This window comes from Streptomyces sp. NRRL S-337 (assembly GCF_000720175.1).
GTDB lineage: Bacteria > Actinomycetota > Actinomycetes > Streptomycetales > Streptomycetaceae > Streptomyces > Streptomyces siderophoricus.
The window spans coordinates 1-18003 of sequence record NZ_JOIX01000043.1 but is presented as its reverse complement, the minus strand read 5'-3'; the positions used below and the strand labels follow the sequence as shown (position 1 = coordinate 18003).

Here is an 18003-nt window from a genome sequence, read left to right as displayed (position 1 = left end):
CGCTGGCACGGTGTCCGCAACGCACACCGGCTGAAGGGCGGAGATCATGTCGGACGTATCGGTGAAGGGGACGGGGGAGCAGCCCGCGGGCACCTTCTACACCACGGACGGGGTGCCCAGGGAGCGAAGACGGATCTACTGGCGCGACGCCGTGGCCCACACCTTCGGAGCCGTGGACATCAAGCTCGCCGAGGAGGTGTTCTCCGGCACGATCCATGCGTCACCGATGGGCCGGACCCGGGGCGTCACGGTGGACAGCGACGCCATGCAGACCGTGCGCACACCGCGGCTCATCGCAGGGTCCACCGGCGACGACCACGTGGTCGTGATGCTGCTGAGCAGAGGTCTCGCCAGGGTCGAGCAGGACGCGCGCGACGCGTATGTGGAGCCGGGGCAGCTCTTCGTCTACGACCGGGCGCGTCCCCTGCGGCTGACCTTCCCCGATACCTTCCAGACGAAGGCCCTCGTCCTGCCCCGGCACCTGCTGAGTCTGAGGGAGCCGGACCTGTGCCGGATCACGGCCTCTCCCCTCGACTCCACGACGCCCCTCGGCGAGCTGCTGTCACCCTTTTTGTCCCGGCTCGTGGACACCGCGGGCGCGTATCCGCAGCACGTCGGCGAACTGATCGCCCGCAACGTCCTGGACCTGCTCACGGTGCTGGCCGACGAGCGACGCGGCGGTGACACCACGGGCACACCGAGCGCCGCCCGCGTGCTGCTGATGCGGGTCCAGGCGTACATCGACCGTCACCTGGCGGATCCGGGCCTGGCCCCGGAGGCCATCGCCCGGGCCAACCAGATCTCCCTGCGCTACCTGTACAACCTCTTCCAGAACGAGGGCACCACCGTCCGCCGGTGGATCCAGGGCCGCCGGCTGGAGCAGTGCCGACGTGAGCTGGCCCGCCGGGACGCGGCGAGCCGGACCATCGCCGCGGTGGGCCGACGGTGGGGCTTCATCAGCGCCGCCCACTTCAGCCGGGCGTTCCGGGCCGCCTACGGGATGTCCCCCGTCGAGTGGCGGGACTGCGCGGCACTTGAGCGTCGTACGCGCACGTCGCCACCGGCCGCCTAGAGCCACCGCACGGCCCTGGACGCACCCCCGGGGTATGCACTGAGCTGCGGTTCTTGCGATAGTGGACACGCGGAGCGCCGTCCGTGCCCCTGCCGGCCCCACCTGGGCGGGCGGGCGACGGCGAAGGGCGACATCGCCGCTCCGCGTGGCCTGGACCGGAGGCGGTCGGCGAGTGCGGACAGAGGGGCGTGGGTGGAGCGGTCGGACGGGTCGCTGTCCCGGCGCGGTCTGCGCGGCCGAGAGGCCGAACTCGAACAGCTGCGCGCCGTGCTCGCCTCGGTCGTCCGCACCGGGAGTGGCGCGCTGGTCCTGCTCCGAGGGGAGCCGGGCATCGGCAAGACCGCGCTGCTCGGCGAGGTCGTCACCACGGCCGGCGCGGCATGCTTCTCGGTCGGTCTGGGCAAGGCCGACGAGCTGCACCACATCGTCCCGCTCTCGTCGCTGGCAGCCTGCCTCCTGTACGGTGACCGGCCGCTGCTGACCAGTGACGCGTTCGCCGACCTCACCCGCCATCACGACCAGCGGATCTGGCTGGTCGAGCGGGTGGCGGAAGCGATCGAGGCCAGGGCCGCCGAGATGCCCGTGCTGATCGCTCTGGACGACGTGCAGTGGGCCGACTCACTGAGCCGGTTCGCCCTGAAGCAACTCCCGACACGCCTGCGGACATCGCCGGTCCTGTGGGTGCTCACCGGGCGGCAGGATCCCGACGGCCCGGCGCAGGAGATCGTCGCGGCAGCCGAGGACAGGCTCCTGACGGTCACCGTGCCCCTGGGGCCGCTCTCCGGCACGGCGATCGGCCAGCTGGCCGGCGACACCCTGGGCGCGGCCGTCGACGAGCGGGTACGGGAGCTGCTCGACGGAGCCGGCGGGAACCCGTTCCTGGCGGTCGAGATGCTCACGGGACTGCGGACCACCGGCCCGTCGGGGGAGACCGTGCCCGAGGGGCTCGTGGTGGGCGTCCGCGGCAGACTCAGGTCACTGAAGCCCAGCACCCTGCGCTTCCTGCAGATGGGAGCGGTGCTGGGACGCAGATTCGGCTTCCTCGACGCCGCCGCGCTCTACGGTCAACCGTCCGCCGGCTTGCTCGCGGAGCTGGAGGAGGCGGTGCGCGCCGGCCTCCTGGACGACGACGGCGACCAGCTGGTCTTCCGGCACGACCTGCTGCGCCAGGCCGTCTACGTGGACATCCCGCCGTCGGCCCGCAAGGCCCTGCACCGGGAGGCCGCGGGACACCTGGTCTCGGCCGGGCACCGGCCGATCGACGCGGTGTCGCACATTCTCCGGGGCGCCCAGCCCGGAGACGACGAAGCGGTGGCGCTGCTGCGGCAGGCGGCCGACGACGTCCTGTCGGTCACGCCGGGCCTCGCGGCCGACCTGATGACGCGCGCCCTTGAACTGGTGCCTCCCGGACGGCCGTTGTGGTACGACGTCGGTGTGCAGGCGATCGTCTGTCTGACCCGGGCCGGCCGGAACCGCGAGGCGCTGGCGACCGGCGACCGGCTGCTGGCCGCCCGGCCGCCGCTGGAGACGTTCGGCCGGATCCAGGCCGCCCTCGGCGGGACGCTGTGGAACATGGACGTCGCCGAGGAGTTGCGCCGCCGCGCCGAGACGGCCCTCGCGCTCGGCGGAGCCGCCCCGGAGGTCGAGGCACGGCTCACCGCCCTGCGCGCGCTGGCCCTCTCCCGGGGCGAGGATCTCGGCGTGGCACTGGACGCCGGCGAGAACGCGCTGCGTGCGGCCATCGCGACCGGCGACCGGGAGGCACACGTCCTGGCCCTGTTCGGGCTCGGGGAGAGCGCTCTCAACGCCGGTGCGAACGCCGTCGCCTTGGAACGCTTCACCGCGCTCAGCGCCGTCGACCCCGCCTTCCTTCCCGAGGAGATCGTCGCCCACCAGCACATGGACGACTTCGAAACCGGCCGGCGGCTGCTGCTGCGGGCGGCGGACGACGGTGGCGCGGTGCGGCAGACCATGCTGCTGTGGGCGCAGGCCTCGCAGCATCTGGGGCTGGGCGGCCTCGACGACGCGGAGGCCGACCTGGTCACCATGGAGCGCCTGGAGAAAGACGTACACATCTGCGTCCAGCAGGTGAACGCCCGGGTGATCCGCTCCTGGATCGCCCTGCTGCGCGGCGACCGGGAAGCGGCGCGGCACCAGCTGACCGCCGCGCGGGAACGACGCGCGACCAAACCGAACCCGGGCAACACGGCAGCGGTGCGCTTCCTGGAGGCGCTCATCGCCGACGACGAGGGGAACACCGTGCTCGCCCTCGACAGGATCCGGCAGATGCAGCAGGAAGGTCCCTTCATGCGCTGGCGGCTGCTGCGCACCTGGGTCGACTGCGCGATACGCATGGCCCTCAGCGGCGCGGACCACGCGCTGGCCGAGGATCTGGCCGCACAGGCCGAGGCCCACGGCGCACGCAACCCGGCCGTGCCCACCGCCACGGGCATCGCCGCCCAGGCCGCCGGCCTGGTGCGGGGCGACCTCGCCCTGCTGGAACGCGCGGTGACACTCCTGGAGGAAAGCCCGCGCCCGCTGGTCCGGGCCGGAGCCCAGGCCGACCTCGGCCGGGCACTGCTGACGGCAGGCCGGGGAGCCGAGGCCAAGGCCGCCCTGACCCGTGCCCACGGCCTGTTCGCCGAGTCGGGTGCCCACGCCGCGGCGGCACGCGTGCAGCGTGATCTGGACCGTGCCGGGGCCGGCCGCCGCAGGGCGGCCACGCCGCGCCCGGTCCAGGGCTGGGAGGCGCTCACGGCCTCGGAGAAGAAGATCGCGCGCCTGGTCGCCGCGGGCCACACCAACCGGTCGGCCGCCGACCTGCTCGTCGTCTCCCCGCACACGGTCAACACGCACCTGACCTCCGCCTTCCGCAAGCTGTCGGTCAACTCAAGGGTCCAACTGACCCATGTGGTCATGGCGTTGCCCGAGGACTGAGCGGATCCGCCGGTACGTCTGCCACATCCGGTACGTCCGGCACGTCTTGGTACGTTCACGCGATGCCCGCGGTGACCCGATGCGCTTGGCTGGCACGCCAGGACTCACCCGGAGGTCATCGGAACGTGAACGGACCCGCCCCCCACCCCCCGACCGTCGTGCTCGTGCACGAGGCGTTCACCGACGCCTCCTCCTGGGCCGGGGTCGTCCCCCTCCTGCAGGCCGCCGGTCTGACCGTGCTCGCCCCGGCGAACCCGCTGCGCGGACTGGCGCAGGACGCCGCCTACATCAGGAGCGTGGTGCGTCAGATCGACGCCCCGGTCGTCCTGGTCGGACACGGCTACGGCGGCGCGGTCATCACCCATGCCGCCGGCGACTCCGACCAGATCGTGGCCATGTGCTACGTCGCGGCGTTCGGCCTGGACGCCGGGGAGTCCGTCCTGGACATCCTGAGCCGCTTCGCCCCCGCGCCGGTGACCGACACCACCCTCACGGCAGCGCTGCCCGCCCGGTTCTCCGGCGGCCCGGAGGACGAGATGTACCTCGTCGAGGAACAGTTCGGGGCGACGTTCGCCGCCGACCTGCCACCGCACGTCACCGACGCCCTGGCCGTGACCCAACGCCCCATCGCGCGACGGGCGTTGACCGGTGCGTCGGGGCCGCCGGGCTGGGCCTGCAAGCCGTCGTGGTACGCCATCGCGGCCGCCGACCGGATGCTCGCCCCCACGGCCCAGCGCTTCATGGCCCAGCGCATGGCGGCCACCGAGTACTCGCTGGCCGGTTCACACGGCGTCGTCCTGTCGCAGCCCGGCGCCGTGGCGGCGATGATCCGGGAAGCCGCCGAACAGGGCACGGACCGCGGCGACGACTACGGGCTCCCGCGCAGCTGATGAGCAGGTCAATCGGTTAACATCCCTGTTCGATCGGTAAGACGCCGGTGTCAAAGCCTCTCCCGGCGACGCGGACGCCTGGCCTCGACCGCAGGCTCGCTCGGAAGGCACCACCTTGAACTCATCGGCCAGACCGTCGGCGCGACGGATCACCACCCTCCTCGGGACCGTCGCCCTCGCACTGGCTGCCACCGGCTGCGGCGGGGGGACCGGCGCCGCATCGGCCCCGGACAAGGTGACCTCCCTCACCGCGCTCGACTACTACACCGACGCGACCGAGCACGCCCAGTGGAGCAAGCGGCTCACCGACTGCGGCAGGACCGCCGGCGTCAAGGTCGAGCACACCAGTGTCCCGGCGCCGTCGCTCCTACCCAAGGTCCTGCGGCAGGCGTCGTCACGCACCCTGCCCGACCTGCTGATGCTCGACAACCCCGACCTTCAGCAGATCGCGAGCACCGGCGCCCTGACGCCGCTGGACCGCTACCGCATCGACACCACCGGCTTCGCCGAGGGCATCCTGTCGGCGGGCACCTACCGTGGAAAGGTCTACGGACTGGCGCCCACCGTCAACACGATCGCCCTCTTCTACAACAAGGACATGCTCGCCGAGGCCGGTGTCGCCGTGCCCCGGACCTGGGGCGAGCTGAAGTCGGCGGCCGCCCGCCTGACCCGCCAGGGGCGCTACGGCATCGCCGTCTCCGCCAACGCCACCCCCGAAAGCACCTGGCAGTTGCTGCCCTTCCTGTGGTCCAACGGCGGGGACGAGAAGCACCTGGACACCCCGCAGGCCGCGCAGGCCCTCCGGCTGTGGACCGACCTGGTGAAGAGCGGATCCATGTCGAAGTCGGCACTGAACTGGACCCAGGCCGACCTCCACGACCAGTTCGCCGCCGGAAAGACCGCCCTGATGGTCAACGGCCCCTGGCGGATCCCCGCGCTGAACAAGGACCGTGACCTGCACTGGGGAGTGGCTCCCCTCCCCGTCCGCCAGAAGGGGCAGAGGCTCGTCACGCCCCTCGGCGGCGAGGTGTGGACGGTACCGCAGAACTCCTCCCCGTCCCGGCAGGAGAAAGCCGCCCAGGTCCTGGCCTGCCTGAACGGCCCCACGACCATGCTGGCCTCGGCGAAGGAGCACTTCACCGTGCCCTCCCGCACCGCGGTGGCGGCCCGGTACGCCGAGCAGGTCCCGTCGATGTCCGGCTTCGTCACCAGCGTGGAGCGGGCCCGGTCCCGTACCGTCGAACTCGGCGTCAAGTGGCCCGGGACGGCGACCGCGATCTCCACGGCGATCCAGTCCGCGCTGACCGGCGAGCAGACGCCGCAGGAGGCACTCCGACGCGCGCAGCGGACCGCGACCGGTTCATGACCGGGCCGTCGGCCGCGCCCAGGACCCGCTTGCGGGAACTGCTCGCCCCATGGCTGTTCGTCGTGCCCGCCGCGGTCTACCTGCTGCTGTTCTTCGGCTACCCGATCGTCAAGAACCTGGGGATGAGCTTCCAGCAGTACACGACCGCCACCTTCTACACCGGGGCCGCGCCGTTCGTCGGGCTGCGGAACTACGCGGAGATCCTGTCGTCGGGCCTGTTCTCCCGGGCGCTGCTGACGACGGTCCTGTTCACCGCGGGTTCGGTCGCCGGGCAGTTCGTGCTCGGTCTCGCCCTGGCCCTGTTCTTCCGCCGCAGCTTCCCGCTCGGCGGCCTGCTGCGGTCGCTCCTGCTGCTGCCGTGGCTGCTGCCGCTGGTCGTCTCGGCCACGACGTGGAAGTGGATGCTCGACGCCGACGACGGGGTCGTCAACAACGCACTGCGCGCCCTCCACCTCGTGCCGTCCGGCATCCCCTGGCTCACCGGCACCTCACAGGCACTCGTGTCGGTGACCCTCGTCAACATCTGGGTGGGAATTCCCTTCAACACCGCGATCCTGTACAGCGGCCTGCGGAACATCCCGGCCCAGCTGTACGAGGCGGCAGAGCTGGACGGCGCCGGTCCGGTGGCGTCGTTCCGCCACATCACCTGGCCGCTGCTGCGGCCCGCCGTCAGCGTCGTGCTGGTGCTGGGCGTGGTCTACACCCTCAAGGTCCTGGACATCATCCTCGTCGTGACGGGCGGAGGGCCGGCCGACGCCACGCAGACCCTCGCCACCCGGTCCTACGAACTGTCCTTCCAGCGGTTCGAGTTCGGGCGCGGCGCCGCCATGGGCAACGTACTCATCGTCCTCTCGCTCGTCCTCGCCCTTGTCTTCCTGCGTGCCGACCGGCGCGCCGCGCACGCATGAGGGGCGGTCCGGTGCGGCGGGGACGCCGCCGTGGGCTGCTCGCCACCGTCGTCGGAACAGTCCTGCTCGCGGTGATGCTGTTTCCCGTCTACTGGATGGTGAACGCCTCTCTGCAGCCGACGGGCACCACACTGCGGGCGGGCTGGTTCCCTTCCCACCCGGACTTCAGCGGCTACGCCACGGCACTGCGCGATCAGGGACCCAATCTGGTCACCAGCCTCGTCGTGGCCCTCGGCAGCGTCGCGTTCAGCCTCGGGCTCGCAGCCCCGGCTTCCTACGCCCTGGCCCGGTTCTCCCTGCGGGGAACCAGCCTCGTACTCTTCGGGGTCCTGATCACGCAGATGGTGCCGGGCATCGTCGTGGCGAACGCGCTCTACAGCGCCTACAACGACCTGGGACTGCTGAACTCCCGCCTGGGGCTCGTCCTCGCGGACTCCACCGCCGGGGTCCCGTTCGCCGTGATCATCCTGCACTCGTTCATGCGGGGCATTCCCCGGGAGATCATCGAAGCCGCGCGCATGGACGGCGCCGGGAGGCTGCGCACCTTCCGCGCCGTGGTGCTGCCGCTGAGCCGGAACGCGCTGATCACCGCCGCTCTCTTCACCTTCCTTTTCACCTGGAGCGACTTCCTCTTCGGTCTCACACTGACCACCACCGAGGCAGTCCGGCCGCTCACCCTGGGCCTCTACGAGTACCTCGGTGCTCACACGACCCAGTGGAACGCGGTGATGGCCACCGCGGTCCTGGCGGCGGTGCCGGCGGCGGTGCTGCTGGTCGTCGCCCAGCGCTTCCTCACCGCCGACGCCACCAGCGGCGCGCTCAGGTGAGGGTCCGCAGCTCCGTCGCGAGCCGGCGCAGGATCTCCGGGGTCACCGGGTCGGTGATGTCCGCGAACTCCTCGTGCTTCTTCAGGTACTTGGCCACATAGGGGCAGACCGGCACGATGCGCATGCCTGAGCGGCGTACGTCGGTGAGGGCCTCCTGGACCAGACGCGCGGCCAGCCCCTGTCCGGCGAAGGCGTCGTCGACCTCCGTGTGGTGGAAGACCCGCTGCTCGGCATGGTCGCGATAGGCGGTCAGACCGGCGAGCCGGCCGCCGACCAGAATCTCGTAACGGTGCCTGTCGTCTGCCCGTTCGACGGTCGGGGCGGGTGAGGGCCGGCTCATCGGGTTCCTTTCGGTGGGTGCGGGTCGGCGGTGTGCCGGACCTCCGGGACGAGGGGCCCGAGGAGGCGTCGAAGGTCCGGCTCCGGCGTCCGAGCCGGGGGTGGTCACCGCTGCGTTCATGGCCGGGGCCGCAGCCAGGGGGCGTCGGCGGCGGAGAGGAAATGGCTGGTCACGGAGGTGACCGCGAGCAGGACCAGGATGAGGCTCAGGACGAGGACCAGATGGCCGTGCAGCAGGAGCGCGGCTCCGACCAGGGCGCCGAGGAACATGGCGAGCACGGACAGGATCCGGCGGCCGGGGCGCGGCGCCTCGCCGCCGGCGGGGGTGGAGTCGGCGGCCAGGCCCGTCAGCGTCAGGGTCAGCACGGTCGTGGTGAGGTCCGGGACGCCGAGGCGCCGGGCGACCGCGTTCTGCAGCCCCATGGCGAGCCCCAGGAACACGATCAGCGTGTACTGCACGGAGGTGGTGACCCGGCCGTCGGCCACCGCGGCGACCACCACGGTGACCGCGACCAGCATCGTCTGCACCGCCGTCGCCGCCCTCAGCAGGTGCCCGCGGTGCATGGCGAACCGGGTGCCGAGCCTGCCGCCCGCGAGCGCGCCCAGGAGGAAAGCGGTCATCGAGACGACGGACGCGAGCGCGGACAGGCTCTCGGCGCCTCCCAGGGCGAACCCCAGAAAGACCACGTTGCCGGTCATGTTGGCGACGAAGACGTGTCCGAGGGCCAGATAGCTCACCGAGTCCACCAGGCCGGTGACGACCGTCATGGTCAGCAGCAGCGGGGGCAGCGGACCGTGACGTTCCTCGCCGCGGGGAAGGAGGGTGCGGACCGCGTCAGTCAGCAACGTGCGCATGCCGCACCCCTTCCGTCCCGGTGCCCGACCGGTGCAGGACCACGCGGGTGAGCAGTCCGCTCGCCGGACCCAGCACGATCGCCGCGACGGCGACCCACACCGGCCAGGAGGTGATGCCCAGCGCGTGGTCCACGGACCACCGTCCGGGCCCGGTGAGGGTCAGGGCGGCGGAGGCGGTGACGAGGACCAGGGGGTATTCGTAGCCGTCGTTCTGCACCCACAGCCCCTTGTGCCACTTGACCGAGCCCGCGACCGTCATCACGCCCATCGCCGCCATCGCGGCCAGGGGCGTGAGCAGTCCGAGGGCCAGGAACAGGCCGGAACCGATCTGACTGGCCCCCGCGACGAGCGCCGTCAGCACACCGCCGCGGAATCCGTCGCGGCGGAACTCCTCGGTTCCGCCCGCCAAGCCGTTGCCTCCGAGTCGGAAGCTCACCTTCTGCACCCCGTGACCGGCGATGAGCAAGCCCACCACCAGCCGGAGGACCAGCAGTCCAGCGTCCATCGTGTTCCTGCCTGTTCCTGGATCGGAATCGGTGCGGTCAGCCGGCGGCGTGGGCGCCGATGACGGCCTGCGCGTAGACGACCCCGAGGCCGTAGGCGCCGGCGTGCTCCTTGACGACCTCGGTGACCGGGACGTACGTCTCCGTGCGCGCCCAGTCCCGCTGGAGCTCCAGGAGCACCTGCACCCACGTCACCGGAATCGCGCCGGCCTGGATCATCCGCTGGATCGCGTGCTCGTGGGCCTGCGGGCTGACACCGCCGGAGGCGTCCGTGACGACGTAGACCTCATAGCCCTGGGCGAGGGCGGACAGCGTCGGCAGGACGACACAGACCTCGGTCCACAGGCCGGCGATGACCAGCTTCTTGCGGCCGGTCGCCTTGACGGCCTCGACGAAGGGCACGTCCTCCCAGGCGTTCATCGAGGTGCGGTCGATGATCTTCTGGCCGGGGAAGACCGCGGCCAGCTGCGGCATGATCGGGCCGGAGAAGGACTCGGCGGCCACGGTGCTGAGCACGGTCGGCACGTCGAAGACCTTGGCGGCCTTCGCCAGGCCCTCGGTGGCGTTCATGATCGAGGTGCGGTCGCCGCTGGCGGCGGCGAAGAACATCTGCGGCTGGTGGTCCACGAAGAGCACGGCGCAGTTGTCGGGGGTGAGCAGGTCGGGGCTGGGGGCCGCGGTGACGTCGCTGATGTTGACCATGGGGGTGAGCCTTTCTCGTTACGGCAGAGCCGTCCGTGTGCGGACGGAGTGTGGTGGGTTGGCCCGGCAGGGGCCGGCTCAAGATCCGGCCCATGCCGGGAGTTCAGAGGTCGAAGCAGGGATCGAAGGGCGTGCTCGCGGTCTCCGGGACGAGCCCGCGGGCGATGCGCCACTGGCGGTGCTGCTCCGACTCGGCGACGGCCTGGCCGATCGACTCCGCCTGGCGCGCGCCGAGCAGGGCCGCCCCGCGGGACGCCTGGTAGCCGCCGAAGTGGGCCACCGGGCTCCAGGCAGGGCTGACGGGCGGAAGTTCCTCGTCGAGCCCCTCGTACGTGCCGGCCGCGTAGACGATCCGGCCGCCGGTCACCGTCAGCAGCGACTCGATGTGCGGGATCTGCGGCTCGGGCACTGTGAAGTAGTCCTCGGAGAGGATCGCCAGGTCCGCGTAGCATCCGGGCCGCAGTACGCCCTTGACCTCCTCCTCGCCGGTCAGCGCGGCACCGGCGCGGGTGAACAGCGCGAGCGCGGTCTGCCGGTCGACGCGGTTCGCCGGCGGGCGCAGCGCCAGATCACCGACGGTACGGCCGCTGACCAGCCAGTGCAGGGCCACCCACGGGTTGTAGGTGGAGACCCGGGTGGCGTCGGTGCCGGCGGCCACGGTCAGGCCGCGGTCCAGCATGGCCCGGATCGGCGGGGCGTCCGCGGCTCTGCCCGGGCCGTAGCGCCGCAGGAACGCCTCGCCCTGGAAGGACAGCCGGTTCTGCACGGACATGGCTCCGCCGAGGGCGGCGACGCGGTCGAGGCTGTGTGCGGAGACGGTCTCGGCGTGGTCGAAAAGCCACCGGTTACCGGCCGGGAAGAGCCCTTCCGCGGCAAGTTTCTCGAACACCGCGAGGTCCCGGCGGATCGTTTCGTCGTAGGTGGCGTGCAGCCGGAACCCCCACCCGTTCTCCATGAGGAGACGTACGGCCTTCTCGAACTCGGCCTCGTAGTCCGGCGCGAGTTCCGGACGCGGCTCGGCGAAGTTCTCGAAGTCCGCGGCGGCCCAGGTGAGGTTCTCGCCCGCGCCGTTGAGGCGCAACCATGCGTCCCCGTCCTCCGGGCGGGCCATCTCGATCCAGCGGGCGAGATCGTCGACCTCCTGCCCCGGGGTCTGCGGGAAGAGGTGGTAGGCGATGCGCATCGACAACTGGCCCGCCTTGGCCAGTTCGATGACGGTGGCGTAGTTGTCGGGGAAGTTCTGGAAGCCGCCGGCGGCGTCGATCGCCGAGGTCAGCCCGAACCTGTTCAGCTCGCGCAGGAAATGGCGGGTGGAGGTCTTCTTGTCCTCTCCCTCCAGCACAGGCGCCTTGGCGAGGGTCGAGTAGAGGATGAGGGCGCTGGGCGCGGCCAGCAGCATGCCGGTCGGTTCCCCGTCCCGGCCGCGCACGATCTGGCCGCCCTTGGGGTCGGGCGTGTCCCTGGTGAAGCCGGCGGCCTTGAGCGCCGCCCGGTTCAGCACGGCCGACTGGTACAGGTGCAGGACGAACACCGGGGTGTCCGGGGCGGCCGCGTTCAGTTCGGCGACGGTCGGCAGCCGGCGCTCGGCGAACTGCTCCGCGGACCAGCCGCCCACCACCCGCACCCACTGGCCCTTCGGAGTGCGCGCGGCCTGCTCACGCAGCATCGCCAGCCCCTGCCGCAGGCTGCGCACCCCGTCCCAGCGCAGCTCCAGCACGTAGTTCAGGCCCCCGCGGATCACGTGCAGATGGGCGTCGTTGAGGCCCGGTACGATCCGTCGCCCGAGGGCATCGACCACCTTCGTGCCGCCACCGACGTACTCGGCGACGTCCTTGTCGTCCCCGATGACGGTGATGACACCGTCCCGGACGGCGAGCGCCTCGGCCTGCGGGCGTCTCGGGTCGCCTGTGTGGATCTTCGCGTTGCGGACGACGAGGTCTGCGGCATCGTCGGCGGCATGCGGAACGAGCCCGCCGACCGGCATTGTCGACATCTCTTGAAGTCCTTTCCGGGACAGGGGAGTTCGGTTCCGTCCACTCGCGGCGCGCCAGGGAGAAGTCCGGGATACGGGCCGCGACAGTGGGATGGAGGGCAGACCCGGCAAGGGGCCGCGGTCTCGCTTTCGCCCTCACGATAGGCACGGCCGATCTGCGGCAATGTCTCCGCAGTGCACCGGACTTGGTCCCACAGTGCACTGCGTCGCCCAGGCCCCCACGAGCTCGCAAGGCGGCCGGAAGTCCGCAGTGCGCTGGCGGAACAGCGGTGGTGCGCGCACGGAGAATCCCGCCCCGGCAACGCTCCCTAGCGTGACCGGCGCACCACACGAAACAGTCCCTTGGAACATCGGGAGAGGCACATGTCCCACACCGTCGAGCCGGTTCAGCCGGTACTGGAACCCGCGGCAGCCGCCTTCGCGGAGGCGACCGCCAACCCGCCCTACCTCTTCGACCTGCCTCCGGCGGAAGGGCGCAAGGCCGTCGACGAGGTGCAGTCCGGCGACATCGACAAGCCGGCGATCGACGAGGAGTGGATCACCGTCCCCGGCGGCCCCACGGGCAGTGTCCGGGCCCGCATCGTCAAGCCCGCCGGCGTCACCGGCACTCTCCCGGTGATCCTCTACATCCACGGCGCCGGCTGGGTGTTCGGCAACGCCCACACCCACGACCGCCTGGTGCGCGAACTCGCCGTCGGCGCGGACGCCGCGGTGGTCTTCCCCGAGTACGACCTCTCGCCCGAGCACCGCTACCCGGTCGCCATCGAGCAGAACTACGCGGTCGCACGGTGGGTCGTGGAGGAGGGCGCCGCCAAGGGCCTGGACGGCACGCGGCTGGCCGTGGCCGGGGACTCCGTCGGCGGCAACATGAGCGCCGCCCTCACCCTGATGGCCAAGGAGCGCGGCGATGTCCCCCTGGTGCAGCAGGTGCTGTTCTACCCGGTGACGGACGCGAACTTCGACACGCCGTCCTACCACCAGTTCGCAACCGGCTACTTCCTGCGCCGCGACGGCATGCAGTGGTTCTGGGACCAGTACACGACCGACGAGACCGAGCGCGCCCAGATCACCGCCTCCCCGCTGCGCGCCACCACCGAGCAGCTCACCGGCCTGCCCCCGGCCCTGGTCATCACCGGCGAGGCCGACGTCCTGCGCGACGAGGGCGAGGCGTACGCGGGCAAGCTCCGCGAGGCCGGCGTCCCCGTCACCGCCGTGCGCTTCCAGGGCATCATCCACGACTTCGTGATGCTCAACGACCTGTGCGGGACCCACGCCGCCCGGGCCGCCATCACGATGGCCGCCGGCACCCTGCGCGCCGCTCTGCACACCGCCTGACCGCGAGGAGATCCAGCAGACATGAGCACCACCACTCCCACCGTCGTCCTCGTCCACGGCGCCTTCGCCGACGCGGCCAGCTGGTCCGGCGTCATCGAGGAGCTCCAGCGCCACGACATCCCGGTCATCGCCCCGCCGAACCCGCTGCGCGGCCTGGCCTCGGACGCCGCGTACATCGCCTCCGTGGCCGCCCAGATCGACGGCCCCGTCGTGCTGGTCGGCCACTCCTACGGGGGTGCGCTGATCACCGTCGCCGGCACCACGGAGAACGTCGTCGGGCTGGTCTACGTGGCCGCCTACGTCCTCGAAGAGGGCGAGAGCCTCGGCGAGCTGCAGGGCCGCTTCCCGCTCTCCCCGCTGGTGAGCAACCTCAAGCAGTGGACGTACCCCGTCGCGGACGGCGACCCGGCCGTCGAGGTCACCATCGCCGCGGACGCCTTCCCCTCGGTCTTCGCCGCGGACGTCCCCGAAGATGTCACCACGGTCCTGGCCGTGGCGCAGCGCCCGCTGGCCGCCGCCGCCTTCGAGGAGACGGCCCCCGCGGCCGCCTGGAAGGCCAAGCCGTCCTGGGCACTGATCGCGGGCGCCGACAACGCGATCAACCCCGAGGTGGAGCGCTTCGGCGCGAAGCGCGCGGGGGCGACCGTCGTCGAGATCGAGGGCGCCTCGCACGCGGTCGCCGTCTCCCAGCCGAAGCAGGTCGCCGACCTGATCCGCGAGGCGGTGCGCGCCACGAGCTGACCAGGGGAAAGGGGTGCCGCACGGAGAAGTACTCCGGGCGGCACCCCCTTCCGTCTCACGGCTCCTCTCGCCGTACCCGCTCGGCCCGGTCGACCAGCGTGACCACGACGACCAGGACCGCCGCGGCCACAGCGGCGAGAAGGGCCGGCGCCGGCGAATGAGTGGCCGTCAGGACGGCCACCGCCGCCGCGGGAAAGGCAAGCTGTTCGACCCGGCTCCGCCGGTGCGGCCGGACATGCACGGCCCATACGGTGACGAGGAAGACCGCCGCCGGCACCGTGACCGCGCCACCCGCCGACAACGGCGGGGCACCGGTGCGCCCTGTGATCAGCTGGGCGTACGCCGCCAGACCGGCTCCCTCGGCGGCTGCCGAGGCGAAGATCAGGTAGTGGCCGTACGCCCAGGTGAACCTCCTGCGATGGGCCTGGTGCGAGGTGGCGAGCAGGGTGTGGGCCGGCCGGGCGAAGTACAGCCACCACAGGGCGAAGACGAGAAGCAGGCCACCCGCCGCCAGCAGGTACAGGGCCGCGGTGCCATGGTCCCGGTTCAGGGCACCGCGGACCGCCGCCGCGGCGGCCGCGACGGACTCACCCAGCACGATGAGGACGAACAGCCCGTACCGCTCGGCGATGTGGTGCGGATGCCACGGGGTCATTCCGGCGGACTGCGCCCACACCGGAACGCAGACCTCGGCAGTGATCAACGCGATGATGGCCGGCAGGCGCGCCAGGGCCGGGAGGGGAAGCACCCCGACCCAGCCGACCTGACAAACCGTCACTCCCGCGGCGAAGCGGAGCGCGGTCCGCCGCCGACCGGGATCCGAGCGTGCGACACGCAGCCACAGCGTGGCCAGCGTCGTACGCAGGACGACGTATCCGAACGTGACGACGCGCAGATCGCCGTCCTCGAACGCGCTGGGGACACCGGCGGCGAGAATGAGGGAGCCCGCGATCTGGACCAGCACCGTCAACCGGTAGGGGACGTCGTCAGGGTCATAGGCGGATGCGAACCAGGTGCAGTTCATCCAGGCCCACCAGATCGTGAAGAAGACCAGCGCGAAGCGCAGGGCACCGGTGAGCCAGTGCCCGCTCGTCACCGCCGTGCTCAGACACGCGGACGCCTGCGCGACCGCGATGACGAAGCACAGGTCGAAAAAGCACTCCAGCGTCGTGGCGGTTCTGTGCGCCTCCCTCGGGTCCCGCCCCCGCAGGCTCAGCACAGAGGCTCCCGGAGCGCGATCCACCCTCCGCTGCTCGCTCGGCATCATGCCTCTCCTCGTCGTCCCCCCGGCCCACGTCGTCAGCGACGTTAGGCGGGACGAGGACCTGGGCCGTGCCCGCCGGCGCACGGGGGCTTGCCCGAGAGTGAACCAGGGCGCGCACGGCTCGTTCCGTGCGCTCCCGAGCACGTGCATGTGCGCTTCCGGGCAACACACCCACCGTGTCGGCACCTAGCGTCACTCGTGTCCACAGCCAGACAGCAGGAGGCGGAACATGACCATCAAATCCCAGCACGTCGGCAGCCAGCCGTGGCTGCACCAGAAGGGCGAGATCATCCAGGACTTCGGGACCGTGAAGCAGTTCCCCCTCGGCCTGTCCTACGAGACGCGCATGTACTCCTGCCAGCGCCTCAACAAGGTCCTCGCGGACACCCAGATCCTTTACGGCCTCTACAAGAAGCACCACTGGCTGATGCGCGGGGCGACCTTCTACCAGCTCCACCTGGTGCTGGACAAGCACGCGGGGGAACAGCTGGAACTCGTCGACGCCCTCGCCGAACGGGTCCAGACCCTGGGCGGTGTCGCTGTGGGCGATCCCCGGCACGTCGCCCAGATCACGTCGATCCCGCGCCCTCCGGACGGTGTGGAGGAGGTCCCGGCGATGCTCTCGCGACTGCTGGAGGCCCACGAGGCCATCCTGACGGAGGCCCATGACGCGGCCACCCGCACCGCCGAGCTGGGCGACGACGGCACCAACGACCTACTGGTCTCCCAGGTGATCCGGACCGGCGAACTCCAGGCGTGGTTCCTCGCCGAACACCTGGTCGATACGCCCTTGGTCCGTGTCCGTGCCTGAGCGCCTCCTCATCGCGCTTCGAACCGCCCGCCCGTCGTTCGCGCGCCGCAAGCGTATGAGCGGCAGGCTGCACCGATCACGAGCCCGGGGCGCCGACAGCGAGACCCACGTGGACGAGGTGATACCGACCCTGCCACGCGGTCCAGCCGCGCCTGGTCGATGTCCTTGCCGAAGGGTCCGGTTGAGGATCTGCGCACCCGGCCGGCCCGGGCAGTTCCGCCCGAAGACGAGGGAGGGATGTCGTCCTGACGCTCGTTTGACGCTCCTGGCACCCGAACACGGGACAACGCGCCAAAATATGGGCGCTGACCTGGTCTTTTCGCAGATCGGCTCAGGCCGACCTCTTTCCGATGACGCATCATGTGGAGTGTGTGGTGATTTTGGAGCGGGCACGGAAGCAGCGCTGACCTGCGGGTTCGTCCGGATTCGCCCGGCGCGGCCGGGTGTGCTCGACCTGGTCTCCAAAGTCCACCACGTGGAGCGTGTCGCTGGCTCGCGCCACGTGTCTCACCTGCGGCTTCGCGCAGCGGAACGCGGGTGAGGAGCGCCATACCACGACTTCGTGAGGGGCGGCTGGGGAACATCTTGCCGCTCGTTCGACACTGATTCTGGCGGAGCGTCATGGCGCTCGCCCAGCCGGCTGTCGAGTCCACGTCGACGCTCCAGGCTGGCACCCCCGGTCTCGATCTCGGTGATTGCCAGGCACGGTTGCGGCGCGCTGAGGCAGACGTAGTCGTCAAGGTGCCCGGGCAGGCCAGGTAGGTCGTGAGGGAGCGGCGGCGTCCCCTCACGACCCCTCGCCGGCGGCCTCCCACAGCGAGTGTGCTGACCCGGGCAGATCATCTCGTCGGAATGCGCCTGCCTGTGGGTGCCCCAGCGACCGGTTGGGCCGGGCAACCTAGCGGGCCCGGGATGGCTCTCACCACCGCGGACGTGCCCCCAAGTCGTGCCGCACCCACAGGATCGTGTAAGTTCTTCGAGTTGCCGCGGAGCCGACAGGTCCCACGGCAGCCATCTCGCCGCTTCGCGGCACGCCACTACTGCACGGCCCCTTACGGGGAACAGCTTCGGCATGCCCGAATTTGGCATCGGGACTCGATTATGAGTCACCGAGGAATTTCGCTAAAGTAGTGACCCCGACAGGGAATCAGAATCGAATTCGACCGGAAACGGAAGCGAAATTTAATCTGGTACAGTCGGAAAGGTCGAAAAGCGAAAGCCGAACGGCCGAGCCCGCTCCAACAGGGCGCCGGAGACGGAAACGGATCTGGTAAGGTTGGAGCCGCGAAGAAGCCGAAAGGCCGAAACGCACCGGCGAAAATCGGAGCCGCAAGGATCTGATAGAGTCGGAAACGCAAGATCGAAGGGAAGCGCCCGGAGAGCCTGGTGAAACAGGCACAAAGGAAGCGTCCGTTCCTTGAGAACTCAACAGCGTGCCAAAAGTCAACGCCAGATATGTT

At 70.9% G+C, this 18003-nt stretch carries 15 protein-coding genes; 9 read left to right on the top strand and 6 right to left on the bottom strand.

Annotated elements, in window-relative coordinates:
• Positions 1-46 precede the first annotated feature (46 nt).
• The 6 genes from IG62_RS42320 to IG62_RS0126335 all read left to right on the top strand — a co-directional run bounded on the left by IG62_RS42320 (position 47) and on the right by IG62_RS0126335 (position 8000).
• Positions 47-1072, top strand: coding sequence for a helix-turn-helix domain-containing protein (locus IG62_RS42320; RefSeq protein ID WP_051798619.1), 1026 nt, complete (start codon positions 47-49; stop codon positions 1070-1072).
• Between the two features lie 192 nt (positions 1073-1264).
• Positions 1265-4009: a helix-turn-helix transcriptional regulator gene (locus tag IG62_RS0126355; protein WP_030808192.1), complete on the top strand. Its 2745-nt coding sequence runs from the start codon at positions 1265-1267 to the stop codon at positions 4007-4009.
• Between the two features lie 125 nt (positions 4010-4134).
• A complete protein-coding gene (locus IG62_RS0126350) occupies positions 4135-4899 on the top strand; it encodes an alpha/beta fold hydrolase (protein ID WP_234326750.1) in 765 nt (254 codons plus the stop codon).
• A 115-nt stretch (positions 4900-5014) separates the two neighbouring features.
• The gene (locus IG62_RS0126345; RefSeq protein WP_030808186.1) at positions 5015-6265 is read left to right on the top strand and encodes a sugar ABC transporter substrate-binding protein; all 1251 of its coding nucleotides are present in this window, start codon (positions 5015-5017) and stop codon (positions 6263-6265) included.
• Positions 6262-7173: a carbohydrate ABC transporter permease gene (locus IG62_RS0126340; RefSeq protein WP_030808183.1), complete on the top strand. Its 912-nt coding sequence runs from the start codon at positions 6262-6264 to the stop codon at positions 7171-7173. The genes IG62_RS0126345 and IG62_RS0126340 overlap by 4 nt, the downstream gene beginning before the upstream one ends.
• Complete coding sequence (locus IG62_RS0126335) at positions 7170-8000, top strand: carbohydrate ABC transporter permease (RefSeq protein ID WP_199812530.1); 831 nt, start codon at positions 7170-7172, stop codon at positions 7998-8000. The genes IG62_RS0126340 and IG62_RS0126335 overlap by 4 nt, the downstream gene beginning before the upstream one ends.
• Here IG62_RS0126335 and IG62_RS0126330 read toward each other — a convergent pair.
• The 5 genes from IG62_RS0126330 to IG62_RS0126310 form a co-directional block, all read right to left on the bottom strand.
• A complete protein-coding gene (locus tag IG62_RS0126330; protein ID WP_030808177.1) occupies positions 7993-8340 on the bottom strand; it encodes a GNAT family N-acetyltransferase in 348 nt (115 codons plus the stop codon). The two genes, IG62_RS0126335 and IG62_RS0126330, sit on opposite strands and share 8 nt — an antisense overlap.
• Before the next feature lie 116 nt (positions 8341-8456).
• Entirely contained in the window at positions 8457-9194 is a 738-nt protein-coding gene (locus IG62_RS0126325) for a YoaK family protein (RefSeq protein ID WP_030808175.1), read from the bottom strand.
• Positions 9175-9699 carry a DoxX family protein gene (locus IG62_RS0126320; protein ID WP_030808286.1) on the bottom strand — a complete coding sequence of 175 codons (525 nt, stop codon included), beginning with the start codon at positions 9697-9699 and terminating at the stop codon, positions 9175-9177. Before IG62_RS0126320 ends, IG62_RS0126325 begins: the two co-directional genes overlap by 20 nt.
• Positions 9700-9736: 37 nt before the next feature.
• Complete coding sequence (locus IG62_RS0126315) at positions 9737-10399, bottom strand: hydrolase (RefSeq protein ID WP_030808173.1); 663 nt, start codon at positions 10397-10399, stop codon at positions 9737-9739.
• A gap of 103 nt (positions 10400-10502) precedes the next feature.
• Entirely contained in the window at positions 10503-12392 is a 1890-nt protein-coding gene (locus IG62_RS0126310; protein WP_030808171.1) for an amidohydrolase, read from the bottom strand.
• Between the two features lie 363 nt (positions 12393-12755).
• On the opposite strand from IG62_RS0126310, the gene IG62_RS0126305 reads away from it, so the two are divergent.
• Positions 12756-13727: an alpha/beta hydrolase gene (locus tag IG62_RS0126305; RefSeq protein ID WP_030808169.1), complete on the top strand. Its 972-nt coding sequence runs from the start codon at positions 12756-12758 to the stop codon at positions 13725-13727.
• 21 nt (positions 13728-13748) lie between these two features.
• Positions 13749-14468 (top strand): alpha/beta fold hydrolase, encoded by a 720-nt coding sequence (locus IG62_RS0126300; protein ID WP_030808167.1) that lies wholly within the window; start codon positions 13749-13751, stop codon positions 14466-14468.
• 55 nt (positions 14469-14523) lie between these two features.
• Here the strand turns inward: IG62_RS0126300 and IG62_RS0126295 are convergent, their stop codons facing one another.
• A complete protein-coding gene (locus IG62_RS0126295; protein ID WP_037839368.1) occupies positions 14524-15687 on the bottom strand; it encodes a low temperature requirement protein A in 1164 nt (387 codons plus the stop codon).
• Positions 15688-15961: 274 nt separating this feature from the next.
• Between IG62_RS0126295 and IG62_RS0126290 the strand changes: the two genes are divergently transcribed.
• Entirely contained in the window at positions 15962-16543 is a 582-nt protein-coding gene (locus IG62_RS0126290; RefSeq protein ID WP_030808163.1) for a Dps family protein, read from the top strand.
• The last annotated feature ends 1460 nt before the right edge of the window (positions 16544-18003 follow it).